This is a genomic window from Ensifer sp. D2-11, from assembly GCF_054161295.1.
Genome location: NZ_CP096433.1, coordinates 1,529,938 through 1,547,044 on the forward strand (window position 1 = coordinate 1,529,938; position 17,107 = coordinate 1,547,044).

Annotated in this window: 19 protein-coding genes; 10 read left to right on the forward strand and 9 right to left on the reverse strand. The window is 56.2% G+C overall.

Going from position 1 to position 17,107, the window contains the following annotated elements:
- The first annotated feature begins 66 nt into the window (after positions 1-66).
- From M1D34_RS07415 to M1D34_RS07445, 7 genes are all read left to right on the forward strand, one after another.
- Positions 67-2,739, forward strand: coding sequence for a hypothetical protein (locus M1D34_RS07415; protein WP_498781422.1), 2,673 nt, complete (start codon positions 67-69; stop codon positions 2,737-2,739).
- A gap of 33 nt (positions 2,740-2,772) precedes the next feature.
- Positions 2,773-3,222 carry a hypothetical protein gene (locus tag M1D34_RS07420; RefSeq protein WP_498781424.1) on the forward strand — a complete coding sequence of 150 codons (450 nt, stop codon included), beginning with the start codon at positions 2,773-2,775 and terminating at the stop codon, positions 3,220-3,222.
- 25 nt (positions 3,223-3,247) lie between these two features.
- A complete protein-coding gene (locus tag M1D34_RS07425; protein WP_498781425.1) occupies positions 3,248-3,925 on the forward strand; it encodes a hypothetical protein in 678 nt (225 codons plus the stop codon).
- A 134-nt stretch (positions 3,926-4,059) separates the two neighbouring features.
- Positions 4,060-5,742: a calcium-binding protein gene (locus M1D34_RS07430; RefSeq protein WP_498781427.1), complete on the forward strand. Its 1,683-nt coding sequence runs from the start codon at positions 4,060-4,062 to the stop codon at positions 5,740-5,742.
- Between the two features lie 122 nt (positions 5,743-5,864).
- Positions 5,865-6,791 (forward strand): glycoside hydrolase family protein, encoded by a 927-nt coding sequence (locus M1D34_RS07435; RefSeq protein ID WP_498781429.1) that lies wholly within the window; start codon positions 5,865-5,867, stop codon positions 6,789-6,791.
- Entirely contained in the window at positions 6,788-7,192 is a 405-nt protein-coding gene (locus tag M1D34_RS07440) for a hypothetical protein (RefSeq protein WP_498781431.1), read from the forward strand. Before M1D34_RS07435 ends, M1D34_RS07440 begins: the two co-directional genes overlap by 4 nt.
- Complete coding sequence (locus M1D34_RS07445; RefSeq protein WP_498781433.1) at positions 7,189-7,479, forward strand: hypothetical protein; 291 nt, start codon at positions 7,189-7,191, stop codon at positions 7,477-7,479. Before M1D34_RS07440 ends, M1D34_RS07445 begins: the two co-directional genes overlap by 4 nt.
- Before the next feature lie 179 nt (positions 7,480-7,658).
- On the opposite strand, the gene M1D34_RS07450 is transcribed toward M1D34_RS07445, so the two are convergent.
- From M1D34_RS07450 to M1D34_RS07475, 6 genes are all read right to left on the reverse strand, one after another.
- Positions 7,659-8,066, reverse strand: a complete 408-nt coding sequence (locus M1D34_RS07450) for a hypothetical protein (RefSeq protein ID WP_498781435.1) — start codon at positions 8,064-8,066, stop codon at positions 7,659-7,661.
- A gap of 47 nt (positions 8,067-8,113) precedes the next feature.
- Entirely contained in the window at positions 8,114-8,275 is a 162-nt protein-coding gene (locus M1D34_RS07455) for a hypothetical protein (protein ID WP_498781437.1), read from the reverse strand.
- Between the two features lie 259 nt (positions 8,276-8,534).
- Positions 8,535-9,005, reverse strand: a complete 471-nt coding sequence (locus tag M1D34_RS07460) for a hypothetical protein (RefSeq protein ID WP_498781439.1) — start codon at positions 9,003-9,005, stop codon at positions 8,535-8,537.
- Positions 9,006-10,045: 1,040 nt separating this feature from the next.
- Entirely contained in the window at positions 10,046-10,678 is a 633-nt protein-coding gene (locus M1D34_RS07465) for an HNH endonuclease (RefSeq protein ID WP_498781441.1), read from the reverse strand.
- Positions 10,679-11,896: an AAA family ATPase gene (locus M1D34_RS07470; RefSeq protein ID WP_498781443.1), complete on the reverse strand. Its 1,218-nt coding sequence runs from the start codon at positions 11,894-11,896 to the stop codon at positions 10,679-10,681.
- 108 nt (positions 11,897-12,004) lie between these two features.
- The gene (locus M1D34_RS07475) at positions 12,005-12,337 is read right to left on the reverse strand and encodes a hypothetical protein (RefSeq protein WP_498781445.1); all 333 of its coding nucleotides are present in this window, start codon (positions 12,335-12,337) and stop codon (positions 12,005-12,007) included.
- A gap of 172 nt (positions 12,338-12,509) precedes the next feature.
- Between M1D34_RS07475 and M1D34_RS07480 the strand changes: the two genes are divergently transcribed.
- Positions 12,510-13,232 (forward strand): hypothetical protein, encoded by a 723-nt coding sequence (locus tag M1D34_RS07480; protein WP_498781447.1) that lies wholly within the window; start codon positions 12,510-12,512, stop codon positions 13,230-13,232.
- Positions 13,233-13,391: 159 nt separating this feature from the next.
- Here the strand turns inward: M1D34_RS07480 and M1D34_RS07485 are convergent, their stop codons facing one another.
- From M1D34_RS07485 to M1D34_RS07495, 3 genes are all read right to left on the reverse strand, one after another.
- The gene (locus M1D34_RS07485) at positions 13,392-13,706 is read right to left on the reverse strand and encodes a hypothetical protein (RefSeq protein WP_498781703.1); all 315 of its coding nucleotides are present in this window, start codon (positions 13,704-13,706) and stop codon (positions 13,392-13,394) included.
- Positions 13,706-15,712: a hypothetical protein gene (locus M1D34_RS07490; RefSeq protein WP_498781449.1), complete on the reverse strand. Its 2,007-nt coding sequence runs from the start codon at positions 15,710-15,712 to the stop codon at positions 13,706-13,708. The genes M1D34_RS07485 and M1D34_RS07490 overlap by 1 nt, the downstream gene beginning before the upstream one ends.
- Before the next feature lie 249 nt (positions 15,713-15,961).
- Positions 15,962-16,222, reverse strand: coding sequence for a helix-turn-helix domain-containing protein (locus M1D34_RS07495; protein ID WP_498781451.1), 261 nt, complete (start codon positions 16,220-16,222; stop codon positions 15,962-15,964).
- An 82-nt stretch (positions 16,223-16,304) separates the two neighbouring features.
- Between M1D34_RS07495 and M1D34_RS07500 the strand changes: the two genes are divergently transcribed.
- Positions 16,305-16,637 (forward strand): hypothetical protein, encoded by a 333-nt coding sequence (locus M1D34_RS07500; RefSeq protein WP_498781453.1) that lies wholly within the window; start codon positions 16,305-16,307, stop codon positions 16,635-16,637.
- Positions 16,638-16,721: 84 nt separating this feature from the next.
- Entirely contained in the window at positions 16,722-16,991 is a 270-nt protein-coding gene (locus tag M1D34_RS07505; RefSeq protein WP_498781455.1) for an HNH endonuclease, read from the forward strand.
- Positions 16,992-17,107 lie beyond the last annotated feature (116 nt).

Here is a 17,107-nt window from a genome sequence, read left to right on the forward strand (position 1 = left end):
CCACACCACAGCATCAACTTTCAAGCCCTGGCTAGCGCCGGGGCTTTTTCTTTGCAGGAGTCCTACGTGGCATTCTCTCCGAACGCTGAAACAGTTTACGCAGATGGGCCGTTCGGGTCTCCGCTGCAGCCGTCAAAGCCCGAAATCCGCTCGCTCCTGGCTCAATATGAGGCGGCGATTGATGCGTACTCCTCGGGGGCTGGGTCCATCGCCAAGCCGACGCGCGCGCTTTTGTTCGCCGATCTGGCGCACACCGCCGACAAGACGGCATGGGTTTATGCTGATCCTACTGTTGCCTTCAACGGCATCTACCGCAAGTCTGGCGCCTCTGGCGCAGGTTCTTGGACGCTGATCCTGCCGCTGCCTTTTAGTTTTATCGTCGCGAGCGACGTAGGCGCTGGCACTCCGAACGCCATTCAGGCGACGACGAGCATTCCGGTATCATCCAGCGCGCTGGTCTGGATGAACGTCTTCGAGGCGAACACTGCTTCGCCCGTTTCCGTCTCCTTCAACGGCGGCTCCGCGCTCACGATCGAGACGAACAGCGGAAATAACGTCTCTGCTGGCGGCCTGACCGCTGGCATGATTGTGCTCGGCATCGTTTCGGGCAGCACTTTCCGGCTTGTAAGCGACCAGGCTAGCGCCGCAATCGTTGCTGCAGCTGAGGCTGCCGCCGATCGCGCTGAAGCAGCATCTCTCTACGTCACCGGCATCGGTACGTTGGCGACGGCAGAAGCCGAGACTTTCTCGTCTGCCGTTCGCTTCCTTCAGCTCCTCGGTCGTAACACATACGGCGATGGGGGCGCCTTCAAGGCGGTTGAGATCACCGAAGACGGCAGTCCGCTTGGTCCAGGTCAGTTCAAGACCAACGTCAATCTGAAACGCTGGGAAAATGCGGAAGATGTCATCACGCCCGCGATGTTCTCTGACTTCGGTGAGATGCTGACCTTCACCAAGGCGCAGATGCGGATTCCTGCGGGCAACTACGAGTTCGACGGATTCATCACGGTACGTGACAACGCCGTTATGCGCGCCGAGGAGGGTGCGACGTTTATCCCGACATTCGAGCCGACGGGGACAGACCGCGCCAACCCGCTCATAGACTTCGGCAACGGCGCTGACGTCAACTATCTCAAGCTGCAGCTCGACGCGGGCATCAACACGATCCGCAAGGGTTTCCGTTTCGGCGACTACAGCCAAATAGGATACGTCGAGTGCACGTCTTCCGACCTCAACAACAATCGCACCGAGGCGGGTTCGACCGATCTGATCTCAGGTGCCGTGCTGATCGACGGCGATCATGTCCGTATCGGAATGATCAACCTTGCTCGTTTCGATGCCGGATGGACAGTAATCGACAGCACTGACGTCATCATCGGCAAGATCCGGAATCTTGAGACGGTACGCGGCGGTTACATCCACGGCACTCGGGATTTGCATATCTTGGCGGGCTATACGACCGGGCCGACCAATCCGAACGAACCTAATAGCTTTGTGAATGGTCGCGGTATCATGACGCCAGGTGCGAACAGCCTGCTGCTGGCCGGGTGCTCAGATAGTTCGTTCTCGAATTGGCAGGCGTTCGACACGCTCGAGCACGCCATTCGGGTCGGCCAGGTTTCCTCTGGAACGACTGTTCCCAACCATCGGCTCACTTTCAGCAACCTGCGGCTCTACCGCCCCTATGGCTGCGGCTTCAAGTGCGATGACGCCGACGATTTCAACATTAAGCGGATCGGCGTTCACGGCGTCTATACGGAGGACGTTGGCCACGACAATTGGTTCGGCAATCCTGGCTACCAGAACTGGTCCAGCGGCAGCGTAAACAACCCTGCCTCCGACAATGACGGGAACAAGGTAGCGCTGGCCTTTCGCAATTCGCAATACGTTACGTTCTCAGATTTTTCGAACAAGACGAACGCTTACGCCGCAAGCGGCTACTTTGGTCTTTGGATCGAGCGGTCCGGCTTTGTCCAAGGCTCCAACATCGACACCGAAAAGTCGCGTCGCCATGGCGTCGTCATCCAATCTGGAGGCGCACGAGTGCCGGAGCGCATCGAACTGAGGGGCGTGGCAAGCCGCGAGAATACCGACAGTGGCGTCCTTCTCGATGCAACCCCAAGCGATGTAAGCTGGCGTGGTGTCCAGGTCCTCGACATCGATAGCCAGAATAACGGCGGCTACGGCGTCGAAGTCACCTCCAGGCTGGATGGTGGCACTCCCTATGCGACGCTTGCCTCTCGTATCGAGGGGTTTGTCCGCGGTAACACGGCCGGCCAAGTGTCGATCAATGCCAATGTCGCCGCCGACGCAGACTTCGTGAACGCGATCAAAGAGCGCGGCACCTTCACACCAACGGCCGCATTCGCGTCGGTCGGAACCTCGACGTGGGCTTATTCGACCCAGAGCGGCCGCTACTGGGTGGAGGGTGATCGCTGTTTCGTCGAGATCAGCATTGCCATGACGCCGACTATCGGAACCGGCTCCGGTAATCTTCGCATTGCGGGCCTGCCTTACGCATCTGTTGGTGGCATCAACAACATCAACATCATTGAAACCGACGCGGACTTCTCATCCTGGAACAGCCGCGTCGAGCTGGTACCGTCAGTGCAGACCGGGCAAACGTATATTGAGATACGCGGGCTCGCAGCCGCCGCCGGAACGGCACCGATCACCGCCAGTAACATGACGACGGGAGCGGAGCATGTTCTCAAGATGGCGGGTTGGTATAGGGTTTAAGGCTGGCAGCCCTTTTGCTCTCAGGCGCAGTCGATGGCCGCGCTCTACACCTACGACGCCATCCATGCGAATAATGGCTCTTGTGGGAAGATCGTCGCATCCGGTGGTGGCTCGTGGGCGCGCTTAGCTTCCGCGCGTGGGGGCACAATCTCCAACGTATGCGACGGCACAATTCGCCTCATAAACCGTACGGGCGGCACGCTCTCGATTCGGGTGAGCTTTCCAAGGGAAATCATTAAGGAGCGGCATGGCGACATCGCTGTGCCGCTTTTTGCGACATTGTGGAAACGGACCAGGTTACTTGCTCGAATCTCAAAACTGCTCAACAACTTCTTGGTTGAATTGCAAGAGGTTGGAGTGGATGGGCAAGCTGAAGATTCCAGTCAGGCCAAAATGCATTTTTTGCGAACAGCCAAACAAGGTCAGCTACGAGCACCTTTTCCCGAGGTGGCTGAAAAAGGAGTTTCCAAACAGCCGCGGTGACACATGGATAAAATCGAACTGGCGGTTGCCCAACGATATCGCGGACAACACCATCATCGATTTTTCCGACAAGACGAAGCCCGGATCGACATTGGATTTCAAGATCCGAGGCGTATGCGTCCCATGCAACAACAGTTGGATGAGCAAGATCGAAGAGGAGTGCAAGCCAATCATTCGATCTCTGATGAGCGGTGAGGCTTTGAAGGTTAGCTGTGCGGCACAAGAAAAACTCGCGCAGTGGGCCGTACTCAAGACCATGGTGTACGACGCGAGCAGCTATGAAATTGGCCTTGCGATCTCACAGGCAGATCGTAACGAATTTCTAGAGAGTAGAATTCTTCCAGCAACTTGGAGAATACGCATTGCTTGGTCTGCTGATCCAGAAGTTGGTAAGTGCACTTCCAACAAGGTTTTCTGCTGGCATGAAGAGATGGATGGACCATCAGTAGAAGCACATGACGTTCGACCACCGAACACAATCGTCACTCAACTGATCCTCGGCAACCTCACGGTTATCGTTATTGCTAGCGAATCCAAGATGGTCCAGGAGCTTTACCTTCCGCTCCACCTGCGCGCGGTCATTAGGCAGATTCACCCTTCAGATGGCTACGACTTCACTTGGCCGCCGATTCGGCGGCTGACTAATAACGAATCGGAAGGGCTCGTTAACTGGTCCCGCAACGTGCGGTTTCTTGGGGATTAGCGCGAACTTTCTCCTGGACTTTTCATCGCAGCCGGACTTCTCGGGTGTATAGCCGTTCTCCTAAATTCCCGGTTGATCAACGTACGAAAAATCCCTAACGCTAGGTGCATACTTTTGCACTTTTGGAGGGTAACGTGGCGACGCTTTCAGTTTCTGCAGATTATGGCCTAGATATGAGCGAGTTCGATTTCAGCTCGCTTTTTTATGCCTATTCCTACACCCGCACATCGACAACATTTACAGCGGATTACGGCGGCTGGGCCGACCAGTTCCGCGGCAGTGGTTTCAGATACGACAGCGGCGGGGTGCCGGTGGCGGGCACGGTGACGAGCTATGCCATCCTCTATTACGGCAGCCGCATGGCCGAAGTTTCGGGGATTTCAATTGCCGCTACAAGGATCGTCGACGCCGCAAAAACGAGTTGGACCTACGATGACGAGGCGATCATCCAGGATGCGCTGCGCGGCAATGACGTGATCAAGGGTGGTGATTCGACCAATTTTCTTTGGGGATATGCCGGCCACGACGTGATGTCCGGTGGCCAATCGTGGGATCAGCTCCACGGCGGTGAAGGAAACGATACGCTCCATGGCGGAGCAGGCTACGATGATTTGTGGGGCGACAATGGAAACGACACGCTCTACGGTGGTACCTACGACGACAGCCTTTATGGGGGCGACGGCAATGACATTCTGAACGGCGGTGAGGGGCAGGATGACCTCAACGGCGGTGCTGGAACCGACACGGCTTCCTATGCAGGTGCGACCGAGGGCGTCTTTACGAGCCTGATTCACGGCGGCACCAGTCAATTCGATGACGCGTACATGGACCGCTATACATTCATCGAAAATCTCACCGGATCGAGCTTTGCCGACCAACTTTATGGCGATACAGGAAATAACGTTCTCAGCGGCGAAAAGGGTGATGATCGACTCTTCGGTGATTATGGGAATGACACGCTTGTAGGTGGCGCTGGTGCAGATTGGCTCGATGGCGGCCGCGGAGCCGACACAGCATCCTATGCAACTGCTTCGGCAGGTGTTGTCGCAAGCCTGGTGAATCCGAGATCCAACACCAATGATGCGGCGGGCGACACTTACGACCTGATCGAGAATATTCTCGGATCTCGGTACGTAGACGTCCTCATCGGAAACCATGTCGACAATGTTCTCAACGGCGGTGATGGGAACGACAACCTGGTTGGGGGCGCCGGAGCCGACAAGCTCTATGGCGGCAACGGCAAAGATAGCGCCTCGTATGCAACGGCAACTGCCGGTGTGGTGGTCAACCTCGGCAACACCAGCGTCAATGTCGGTGAAGCCAAGGGCGACGTCTATTCGTCGATCGAGGACCTGATCGGATCGAACTATGCGGATCAGTTGCACGGCAGCACCGTGGCCAACAGCCTTATTGGCGGAGGTGGAAACGACCTGCTCTCCGGCAACAGGGGCAATGACTGGATCTATGGCGGTGCGGGCGCCGATCGTCTTTACGGCGGCGCGCACGCCGACAGGTTCGTCTTCAAAGCGCTCTCCGAGTCGGCCGGGGCAACGTTCGATACCATATTCGATTTCCTGCCTACCGAGCAGGACAGGATCGATCTTTCGGCGATCGACGCGAACTCAGTGGCATCAGGCAATCAGACGTTCTCCTTCGTCGGAACGGCGGCTTTCAAGGGCGTTGCCGGCGAACTCCGGTACGAGAAGCAGGCGTCCGACACGTTCATCTACGCGGATGTAAACGGCGATAAGGTTGCGGATCTCAAGATTCACTTGGACGACGCTGTTACGCTGACAAAGGACTATTTTATTCTCTAACTGCGTCCACAGCGACTGCACAATTACCCCGCTTCGGCGGGTTTTTTTATGGTCGTAGGGCGAGCACATGCTTCCCCAACAGAGCTCGCCCCACCACGTACCTTCCCACCATAGGACTCCAAATGACCATCACGACCACGTCACCACGTGGGCGCGCCTTTATGCGTGGCCACGAAGGCAACCCGCTGACTTGTTATCTGGATCCGGTTGGCGTTCCGACAATCGGCATTGGCTTCACCATGCGATCTGCTGCGGTGCGCCGTGCATTGGCGAAGCTGGGCATTACGAAGCTCGTGCCAGGCAAGACGAAGATCACGGCCGCACAGTCAGACGACATTTTCGCCGAGGTATTGGCGGAAGAATTCGAGCCGGCCGTCGTTGCGTCGTCCCCGAAGAATCGCAGCCAGCACCAGATGGACGCCGCAGTAAGCGCAACCTACAACCTCGGGACCGGCGCGATGGAGTGGACGTGGGCCGACCTTTGGCGCGCTGGCGACATAAAAGGTGCTGCAGCCTACCTCGGCGGCCACTACAACACCGCCGACGGCAAGAAGTTGCCGGGTCTTGTACGGCGCCGGAAGGAAGAGGCTGAACTGTTCCTGAACGGCCGCTATGCGTCTGTTGGCGGCGCGGTGAAAGAAGCCACGCCGAAGCCACCCCGCAAGCCTGACGCTGCCGTCAAGGAAGCGCAGGAAATTCTCACCAGCAAGGGCTTCAATCCTGGCGCCATCGACGGCTGGATGGGGGAGAAGACGCGCGAGGCTGTAATTGCCTACCAAAAGGCGCATCCGCACCTCGTCGCCGACGGCATTCTCGGACCGGCTACCCTGTCGCAGCTAAGGCGCGACGCCAAGGCGCTGAAGGACGCTGCCACCAAGGGCGCGGGCTCTGCAGTCGGCTCGGGCGCGCTCGCATTCGCTGCTGGCTTGCCGTGGGGCTGGATTGCGGCGGGTGTTGCGGTACTGGCCATGGGATACGTCGCTTACCGCTATCGGGACGTTCTCGAGCGCCGCTGGAATACTTGGCGCGGCAAGGAGGTGAAGGTGTGATCGCCCTGTTTTCATTCCTAATCAAAATCGGCCTCAGCGGAGTGGTCGAGCGCGGCATCAAGTTGATGGAGCGGCGCGCCGAACTCGAGGTCGACAAAGAGAAGCTGCGCACCGAGCTCACCGCGGAATACATGCGCCAGGTCGTCGAAGAGACCCGCATCATGGCGGATCTCAACAAGGCGAAATTCGCCTTTCCGTGGTTCTGGATGTTCGCCGCGCTTTTCGTCCTGCCGCTTGGCTTCTGGTGGTCTGCGGTCATCCTCGATTCTGTGTTTGGCTTTTCGTGGAATGTGGCGGACTTGCCGACGCGCGAGATGAAAGACGCGGCGGGCAGCATGATCGAGTGGCTATTCTACGTCGGCGGCGGCGTTGCTGGCGTGAAGGCGGTGCTGAAAAGATGACGGGCGCTGAGATCATGTACGCGGTTGGCTTTTTCGTCGGGCTGTTCGGCACGATCTTCGGCGTATGGAAGTACGTTGACGGGAAGATCGGCGCGGTTCGGGATGACCTCGCCTTGCACAAATTACACATCGCCGAGCACTACGTTTCTAAGCAGGGCCTACGCGAGACGACCGAGCAGATCATGGCGGCGATTGGCGGCGTGAAGGATGCCGTCGACAATATGACGCTGCGTGTCGATCGCATTGTTGAGAACCAGCCGCAGAGGCGGACGACGAGGGCAGGGTAGGGATTTGTTGACGCTAGAGCGATTAGAAAGAACCATCCGCTGTGGCCAACTGCGCCTGTTGCGGCCTCCCGGAGCCGTCCCCCTTGTCCCTGCCGACCTACAGTTTCAGAAGCCACCGTCTCCTGCCGATTCGTCGGTGGACACCTTTCTAATGCAACTTGCAAAATGGGGTGTCCGTCCTAGGCGGCGTTAAGAGGCTTCCAATCCTTTTTGTGTTTTCGACAAAACTGCTTAATGCACTCAAACGTGTGAGGCTTGTGGATCGCTCTAACAGTGCATTCCAGCAGTTTATCGTTCCTCTCGACAGAAGCGAGAATGTCTTTGATGAACTCGGTTGCGATTTTGCCGGTGTGCCCTCCAAGCTGGCTATCGAGGTAGAGAGAGCAAGAGAATTCGATCTCATTAAGTAGCCCGCAAGTCGCCTCGTATAGCCCTTGCTCGCTGTCATGGGCGGCGACTTCGTCAATACGGAGCTTTATGTTTGAGAAGATTGTTGCGGCGGCGGTTGCCGAAGCATTTATTCGCGCTTGGCGTACCTGATAGGCAGCATACGGCAAGGCGACGATAGCGGCCACGCTGGCCGCCATGCTGAGCGCATCAGACCACGTCCACGGGGCTGTCGGTTCAGCCACGGTTATGCGGAGTCTTTGTCTTTGTTGCCGCCTGAGCTTGGCTTGGGATTTCCAGCCGAAGTGAGTTTGTCGTCAAGATAACTCGTCGAAAGGGATTTGATCCTCTCTTCGTTGATCTGAGGCAGATCTTTGTGCTTGATTGTTTTGTCTTCGGTCTTCGACATGGTAGCCCCCTCGCTGATGGCCAAATGTAGTTCGTTCATCGACCGATTTGCAAGATGCTGAGATCACCAGAGATTACTCCCAAATCGACAGCGCAGCGCCGCCTCTATGATGTCCAATGCGGTCTGCCAAAAGCGTTTTGTCGCTCAGGATATCGCCCGAATAGAGGCCGAACAGCTAAGGGGCGCTTTTCCAGAGAGGCGGCCGGCGCTCACGTTTTTCGGACAACCGCCCTCTATTGACGATGTGACGACCAACTTGCTACCGACCCCTCACCCTGACTTGGATCAGCCCAGAGTTATCGCCGTAGTTGCTGTCATTTACAGCAACCCAAATCTCGCTGCCAGAAGGGCCTTCGAGGGCAAAGCTCTCGACTCCTCCAATATAGCGCCTGCCCATGCCAAAAATAAGCGAATTCAACGGGTATGCTGGGAAGGCCCCGCCCCTTCCGCCACCTGGATTGGGGGTCGTGATCGGTGTCGCGCCGCTTGCTGGTTGCCAATTAATGACGAGGGATTTAAAGAAAACTACCGTCGAATAGGGAATGTTAGCCCCGTTGATGGAGATGATATTCACCGCGCGAGGATCGCAAGTCCAAATGTTTCCGCCAGAGACGTCAGGTTCTATGCGCTTAACAATAGGAGCCGAAGGCGGTTTGAGGTTGTAAATTGTAGCATCAAGCTCGGCGGCTGAAAGCTGCTCAGAGTTGGTCCAATCTTCATCGTCGGTCATCTTGCTACTCCTTTCGTCCAGGGCGTTTCCGCGGAGCAGCCCCGACTTCCGTGCTGCTCCGCGGCTTTACTCACTGCATTAAGGGCAGTTTCCAGACCATGCTTGGATACGGGTGGCGTTCGGGCAATTTGCTCCGATCGGCGCCCCATGTTGCCAACACACCCATCCATCGTTCGTGCCGACGAACAGACGATCCGACCCAAGCGGCTGAATTGTGCGATTCGTCGTACCGGCGTTGTCAAAACGCCAACTCATGTAGAGGGTCTGTGTGCTTGAGTGGTTCCAGGAGCAAGCCCAACGCTTATCGCCCGTAAGCACCTGCGCCGGTGCTTTCTGCGGAGATTCCAAACTGCTGGTGTCTTCGACATATGGCTTGGAGGCATCCATTGCCCATTGCGCTGTTGCGGGAGTGCTCACTCCGAGCGAAGCGACTGCCAATAAAACTGAAAGACTTAGTTGTTTCATGATCTTACTCCCCCGATTGATGGCATAGACCGAGCGGCCGCAAACAGGCCACCGGTCTGCGATGCAAATTCAAATTTACGATGAACACGCACGTCTCGCTCGCAGGCGGATCGCGTCGCGAGGATACACATTAAAGTAGCACGCTTATAAAATGCATATTTAGGATACATTAAAATACAGGTATCTCAAGTAGAAACTTATGAATCACTCAATCTGGGTGAGGCTTGACATACGGCCCGGTCCGGTGGGGCCCTGCGCCCCAGTTCATCGTCATGGCAACTGGCGGGCATTAGCCGGGATAGCAACTCAAAGCGTGGCGCGCCTTCGCGAGGGGATGACGTCGGTTCGCCAATGTACCTGGACTATGCTCTCGACATGCTGCCGCTCGTCGCGACGCGCAGCCGGACTCGTGTTTACGCCCGTCGTAGCAGGGAAACTGGCGGCGAGGGTGGCTTGATGTCCTTAAAACTCGAATTGTACTCGTCGCGCAAACGCGAGTTCATCGACTAACCCGCTCTTGCCTATTCCAAGTCGGTAGCAATGAACGGGAGATGCGGTTGTGAAGTCATGCGCTCTTATATGCCGTATGTTGCGCATACTGCTTGTACCATCCCGGAGAATTCAGCCTTTGCGGATTTCATATCGTCAATTCTGAGCTTCATTAGCTCCTGTATGAGTGGATCGGCCTCTTTCAGTCGAGCGACTACGTTATTCAGGGCGTCAAGATGCTCCACCTTTCGCGCGACGAGTTGTGTCCGCGAGGTATCATTGAGATTTAGTATCTTGACCGTAGTTTCAGCCACTACATCGCTGGGCGACCAGCACACGATCGGGCCGTGATGTACGACTCGGGCCTCTACGCCTCCGAGATAAGGGTCGAGGAATGGCTTTACCACGTCATAGTAGGCGCTCTTTCTTCGGTTGCACTCAGTGCATGCGATCGTCAGATTTTCCCACTCGAAATGTTTGGTGCGGTCCAATGAGCTTGGTACCTTGTGTTCGACGTCCCCGGGTGTGTTGTGCCCAATTTTGCTTTCGCAATATACGCATTTGTCGGACGTTTCAGTTTTGAGGGCGGCTTTGATGTCCGGGTGCCGGTAGCGATATTTTTTTGTTTTATTGGCCGGATCGGCTGCATATTCGGCGGTCCATGTGACCTTGTTAGTGAGGAGAACCGCAGGCTCCTCTGCCTTGACGATGCTTCTCATTTAACGCTCGCGCTTATACTCAACTATTGCGTCAGAAATCCCGAGCTTCTTTAGTTTTTGCATAATGTGTCTTGCCCTTTTTTCTGGAGGCATTTTGCTTGCGCGCTCTATAACTTTCTCAATTTCTCCTTCCACCCACAAAGGAAGGTTCGAGCTGACATCAAGAATTTCTCTGAGCACCTCGTTCGGCGTGCCTGATATATCCTTGAGGTCCAACTCCTCAGAAATAATCCGCTGACCTTCACTTCTCGTAAGGGCGACTACATTTGCTTCGGGGAAGCTTGACACTATAAACGGGCTATGGGTTGCCGTTATAATGCGGCACTTGGGAAAGGCCTTTGCCAGCTTTGGCAAGAAGGTTCGCTGCATCGACGGGTGCAAATGATTTTCAGGCTCATCAATCGTGATTGAAAAGCTCGATTTGTCGTGGCCAAACATATAGATCTGCCAAGCGATGCTGAATATCGCACTTATCCCCCCCGACATCGCATCAAGCGCGAAAGTACCAGAATCTGTGACGAGCACTACTTCTGGCATTCGAATTTCTATTCGGCGAAAACCAAGGCTGCTCGGGAGCACTTCTCGTAATACGGCTTGGAACCCCTTGAAGACGCGCTTCATTTCCGGATTTGGAGTGACGTGCGAGTTACCCTCGCCGAGGAGGGCGAGGGAGATGAGAGACTGCTTCTGTATCCGACCAGCGTTATCTGCTCGGCCACCCCCGTATGCCTGAGTTAGCAGTTGTTGGAATTGTTGGTATTGTTGCGCCGACGTAATCGGCTCTGTCGGAATGTTGCTGACATTACTGTAAGTCGTTATTCCCCTGTGCGACGGGATGTGCATGCCATCCACAGTGTTCATTGCGCTGTAATCTGGCATATACTGAATGCTTGTCAGCGTATTTGTAAAGAGCTCACAAATTTGTCCATCGTCGTAGGAAATTGAACCGATACTGACGCGGCCGTTAGCGACATTTTCGAAATCGCTGCTCAGGTCGTCATAAATATCGGACCAGAGGCGCTTTGCTGTTTTCTTTCCAATGTATGGTGTCGAGACGAACTGCAGGTTCCAACCAAAATGACGGCTCAGCAGATTTAGAATCGTTGTTTTTCCGCAGCCGTTCTGTCCGGTAAGCACCGTGATCTGCTTGCTTAAATCGATATCCACATGCTCAAACTGTCGCCAATTATTGACCGTCAATCTTGAGAAGTTGGCCATTATTCTTGTTTGCTCGCTTCGCTAAATTGCCGACGAGGTATCATCCCGCCATCTGATTGCCATCGCGAGCGTACCCACGTATGGCATAATTGTCATTATGTCGTGCCGCTACTGACACCCCTTCGCCTTGATCGAAGACTCGATCGCATTGACCTTGCCCTTCGACACGGCGACTTGCCCTTCCTTGTCTCCGCCGAAGGTGCTTGACGCAGGTACGCCGACCAGGAATACGCCGATCGCGTCGCCTGTAGCCGCCTGGTTCTGTTGCTTTGAAACAGCGGCAAGATTGGCCTGCTCCTTCATCAGCTCTTGCGCCAGACCCTGACAGCTTTGGTTGCTGTACGCTGCCATAGGGATGTCGACCGGCACGATTGCGTCAGGACGTTTTGCGCAGGAAGCCACAGCCAGCGCGGACGCCAGCACGATCAGACGGATTTTCATGTAATGCCCCTCAAAGAAGAAATTTAGCCCACGCGCAACTAAGCATGGTCAGCGGCGGCAGGGAAGGGCGGGGGTGCGGAACTCCACAGATGGTTGCAAATTCCATACGCGGCATCGCATATTCGGAATCCATGGGAATCCTTTGGAATCGATCTTCGCAAGGAACATTATGTTGCTGAACTGGAAGCCGTGGGTCGCGGTGTGTGTGTCGACGTGGTCGTTGCTTGCGTTCGTCGCCTGGCATTACGAAAGCACATGCGGCGTGTTTTTGAGTGGAGCTTGCTTCGGTCAATATTGGGATGCTCTCCGATGGTTAGTGTTGCTCAAGTGGGTCCATCCTTACCAAACGCTAATCGGCGGAGCTGCCGCAGTGGCAGCCGGCACCTTTGTTCTAGTTGCTGCGAAGCAAACAGCTGAGCACGCGAAAGATATAGAGAACGCTAATAGACGTCAGAACGCTATTGTTGCCTGCTCCATCATTGCCGATGAGTTTCGAGATGCAAAGATTCACATGAGTGACTTTGGACTAGGATATGCGAGCTATATTCGCCCAAAGTATTCTTTCGTCCACTCGTCGACATACATGCCTTCGTTACATTCGATCGATCCAATGCTTGGTTCGGTCGTTTCTGCGGCTAGGCGGGATATTGAAGAACACTTTGCGACAAACGCGATGTCCCCCTCCTTCAAGGCAAACGATGTCGCCTCTGCAAAATGCCTTGCCATCTGGCATCTACTCATTTCTGTGTCCGACAGACTTTCTCCTGACGGGACCTTCGATCTGCGCGCCGGGATAAAAATTCCGGCCGGCGAGTTAAGTCGTCTGCTCGAAACGCTGAAAGTAAGGCCCAAGGAACTCACAGGGCTCTACTACTTGTTCGAATGGCAAGCGTGACGCCCTACGCCATCGGATCTACCGTCGGGCATTCAAACCAGAATTCAAATAGCGGCCTCTAAAGGAGATATCCGCGCGTGACCTTAAAGCCGCCGCGGCCGGTATTCGAGAGGTGCTGCGCGGCTGCCTCCTTGCGGCCGATGAGGCGAGGGGACGTGGTCACGGCGCAGGATCTCCCCATTTGCTTTTGCGCTTCCTGTTGCGATCCCTCTTCCACAAGCCCAACCTCTCCTCGCCGTCTGGAGCGGCCGCTGCAAAACCGGCAGTGATACCGAAATACCCTTCGTAGAATCTCCGCACCAGCGGCACTGGTCGACCGTCGTGCAACGGATCGATTCGTGGGAAGCCCTTCCTTTCAAGCTGCGGGATGACTGTCTTCACCCACATCGACGCGCGATCCTTGCCAACGATTGCGACGGCCAGTTGCTGGTCGGTGGCGAAGAGCGGCAGCTGCGAGAGAGGATCGATAGTCATCAAGCCGCCCTCCACACTTCGTTTAGAATCCGCGCCGCCAGTGCAGCCTTATCCTCCGGCAAAAAACGGCCGTAGTGGTTGCGGATCATTTCTGGCGTGTCTTGAATTGCGTAACTAGCCTGTTCGTATGAACCAGTTTTCTTCAAGATGTGCGTCGCCAGCACGTCCCGCACGTTGTGCGGGCCATGAGGAAGCAGGCCTTTGATCGCGCCCCGGCCTGTATAGGGGTTGTAGATGCCGTACCGCTGAATCGTCAGCCGCCAAGCCTCGTAGATGGCGATTTGGTCGTAAGCTGCGTCCTTAGTGTTGACCTTTGTCGTCTTGACGAAGAACGTGCCGGGATCTGCGATGTCGCCTAAGAGGGCGGCCCTGTGACGATCCACGTAGGCATCGATGTACTTGTAGAGATCCAAAAGGTCGGGAAGTACGAGTCGAAACGGTTTCTGACCGAAGAACGACGAACTCGCGTTCTTGAACGCATTTGCCGGAATCAACACCTCCCACCCTCGGTCGCGATCGCTCCATCGCAGCTCGCCGCGCCTTAAATCCTCGAGCCGGCGCTCTGACGTCGGGAACTGGCCGCGAGGGCACACAAGCAACTGACGCAGGTTCTTCTGGCGAAGACCGAGGTGCAAACCAAGCCGCAGCAGCAGAAATGATCGCACAGCCTCAGCGGCCGCTCGCGGGTAGCGTCTCTCATCAGGCATCCGAGCGACGATCTCGTCGGTGATTTTCCGGTATTCGGAGAGTGGGCTATCCGTCTCAAGCACACACATGATCGGTTCAAAAGGGTCGCGATGCACGCGCGCGACGCGCTGAATCTCCTTGGAACGGCTTGTCAGATGACGGTAGAAGGTATCGCAGAAACCATCCCAGTCATTCGATGCCGCAGCGATCTCGCTTTCGGAGATAAGGCCGGGGATGGGGCGCACGCGTGCGAGCAACTCCGGGTGCTGCCGAAGCCATCCGGTTTCGCGCCGCGTTAGAGCGAGCGCGACCGCCAGCATGTTGACCTCCCAGATCGTGTAGAACCCGCGCCGGCGTTCGCGCCAGCGCAGATACCAATCCCAAACCCCAGGGAATGCGAGAAGGCCGAAAGTCAGTCGCGTGAAGGGGAGACCGTAGCCTTGCACGCCTTCGATAGGCGCCGCAGACAGTGCGCCAAACATAAGCCCAAGGTGCTCGATCTTTTGCGCCGCCGTTTCGTCTCCCCATATGCCGTTGCGCTGGAAGCCGAGGTCGGTGAGCGTCGATGTTTTAAACCGAACAAGATCTTCCATCTCCGCCGCCAGGGTCGCCGGCGCATCCAAACTACCGGACAGGAGGTCAGGATCGTCGATGTCGGGATCCTCGTCCTCGGCTTCCCAAACCGGCGATGAGGATCGTCCCGTTAGAGCAGGAAACCTGATCGCATAGCGCTGTTTGCTCGCCGCAGCTTGGAACCGGCGGTATTCGGTCGTGCCGCTGATGATGACCCGTCGCACCCATTCAATGATTTCTTCTCGCTTCTCAAATGGAAGTGAGTTGAAATCATCGGGCAGATGCCACGCCAGCCGCCGGCGTTCGGCATCTCCAATGTCGTCACCCACAATATGCCCTCTTGCTGCACGCGCTGTCGGGGGTAGCTTGTTCTTGAAATAGCTTGCGGGAAGTCGATACCGGCGCTCTATGCGCCCGAGTATCTCCAAGCTCTGGACGCTTCTCGGCGGCTTTTCGCCGTTGAACCAAACCACTATCGTTTTTCGGTTGAATGCTTCGCCGGGACGGACGATGGAGCGATGCAAGTGCCAGCATGTGTCGCCGTGTCGCCGCATATGCAGTTGCAGTGCTTCGGCGAACGTTGGAGGGTCTTCCCACTCATCGAAGAGAGGGTCAGGGAATTCCACGATCGGCCGCGGTTTCTGACCGCGCTTCTGTCGGGCGTCTGCGGATTCGGTTAGAGCTTCGGCATGCGCCTGTGCCGCTGAGCGGTTTGGCGTGGTTTCCCGGATAGTCTGTTTTGTCACGGTGGAGCGTCTCTCGCGATTCGTGGAGGCGCGGTGATTGAGCTATCTGACTCTACTGGTCAATAGGCGAAAATCGATATTTTTGACAAATTTGTAAAATAATATCAACAACTTGGCGGGTCCTGTCGGGTCGCGAATTAATGAGCCGCGGGTTCGGCAGCTTCGATAAGAACAGGGACTTGTCGCTCGATGAAACTTGCTAGAGAGTTCGGAATGTTCAAGTTTCTTTTTTAGGCATCCGTGAGTTCCTCACGATTGACGATCGCGCAGACGGACGCCTGGGCCGCCTGAAGTCGTTTCGCCGTCAGAGAGGAAGATGACATCCCTCTCCAATGCTGCCCGCAACGCGTCCAAAGTCGATTGCTTCGCGTCCGCTCCGTTCTCAATGCGGGTGATCGTATTCGCTGTTACCCCTGCCAACTCGGCAAGTTCGCGAACCCCCAAGCCGACCGCGGCGCGCGCCATTTTCAATTGAATAGGCTTCATGTTTGGTACCCTGTACAAATGCATGTTGACACTGCACCAGAATCGGCTATTGTGTCGGTACAGTGTACAAACACACTGCTACAAAAGCAACAACGAGGAGCCAACCATGACCGCGAAGATTGCAAGATTAAGACCCGTTCCGACGATCGCCTTTGAACCCGAAGAGGGCATGAGATTAAGACGCCAGTCCGCTGAGACTGGCCGCGAACAGGTGCAGGGCGCTGATGACAGCAGCCCGCACCGCCCTTGGTCGCAGGATGCCTACGATCTCCAGATGCAGGCGAAGGTCGCCGTTACCCTGGTCGGAGAGCTATTCAGCAACCTGCACACCTTGGAAGACATCCTGGATTTCAAGCTGCTGGAACAGTCGGGCATCGAGGAACTGGCGTTTCAGATCCATCAGATCCAAAAGGCCACGGAGCGACTGCAGCCCGCCTAAGTTTCAGGCGTGCCGACCTGCGGCAGCCGAGACCAAGACTCGGCGCCGCCGATCCATGAAAACGCCGACCAAATGGAGGCAGCGATGGACACCCGCGCTGTACGGTATTTCAGGTGGCTTCTGTTCTGGCAGCAGCAAGGGCGCTGCTGCTACTGCGGAGAGCACGTCGTGTTGACGTACCGACCATACGACGCTGCCCGGCCGTACGCAGCCACACTCGAACACCTGCATCGCCGCGCTGACGGCGGCACGGGCCATCCGTCCAACCTGGCTATGGCGTGCAGGCGATGCAACCACAGCCGCGGCGATCGCGACTGGCTTTTTTACGCGTCCTGGCGGCGCAACGAATTTTAAACGAATACCCGAGCGCAGAATGCCACCACCAGCCGCACGGCTGCCGGCTCACCACCGGACCAACGCGCTCACGGCGACGGCCTACGCTGGCGCCAGCCCCTCGCTCTTCGCGGGCG

Coding starts and splice junctions, on each gene's coding strand:
- M1D34_RS07420 (WP_498781424.1), top strand. CDS start 2,773: ATGGCCGCGCTCTACACCTACGACGCCATCCATGCGAATAATGGCTCT.
- M1D34_RS07435 (WP_498781429.1), top strand. CDS start 5,865: ATGACCATCACGACCACGTCACCACGTGGGCGCGCCTTTATGCGTGGC.
- M1D34_RS07445 (WP_498781433.1), top strand. CDS start 7,189: ATGACGGGCGCTGAGATCATGTACGCGGTTGGCTTTTTCGTCGGGCTG.
- M1D34_RS07450 (WP_498781435.1), bottom strand. CDS start 8,066: ATGGCGGCCAGCGTGGCCGCTATCGTCGCCTTGCCGTATGCTGCCTAT.
- M1D34_RS07455 (WP_498781437.1), bottom strand. CDS start 8,275: ATGTCGAAGACCGAAGACAAAACAATCAAGCACAAAGATCTGCCTCAG.
- M1D34_RS07460 (WP_498781439.1), bottom strand. CDS start 9,005: ATGACCGACGATGAAGATTGGACCAACTCTGAGCAGCTTTCAGCCGCC.
- M1D34_RS07465 (WP_498781441.1), bottom strand. CDS start 10,678: ATGAGAAGCATCGTCAAGGCAGAGGAGCCTGCGGTTCTCCTCACTAAC.
- M1D34_RS07470 (WP_498781443.1), bottom strand. CDS start 11,896: ATGGCCAACTTCTCAAGATTGACGGTCAATAATTGGCGACAGTTTGAG.
- M1D34_RS07475 (WP_498781445.1), bottom strand. CDS start 12,337: ATGAAAATCCGTCTGATCGTGCTGGCGTCCGCGCTGGCTGTGGCTTCC.
- M1D34_RS07485 (WP_498781703.1), bottom strand. CDS start 13,706: ATGACTATCGATCCTCTCTCGCAGCTGCCGCTCTTCGCCACCGACCAG.
- M1D34_RS07495 (WP_498781451.1), bottom strand. CDS start 16,222: ATGCATTTGTACAGGGTACCAAACATGAAGCCTATTCAATTGAAAATG.
- M1D34_RS07500 (WP_498781453.1), top strand. CDS start 16,305: ATGACCGCGAAGATTGCAAGATTAAGACCCGTTCCGACGATCGCCTTT.
- M1D34_RS07505 (WP_498781455.1), top strand. CDS start 16,722: ATGGACACCCGCGCTGTACGGTATTTCAGGTGGCTTCTGTTCTGGCAG.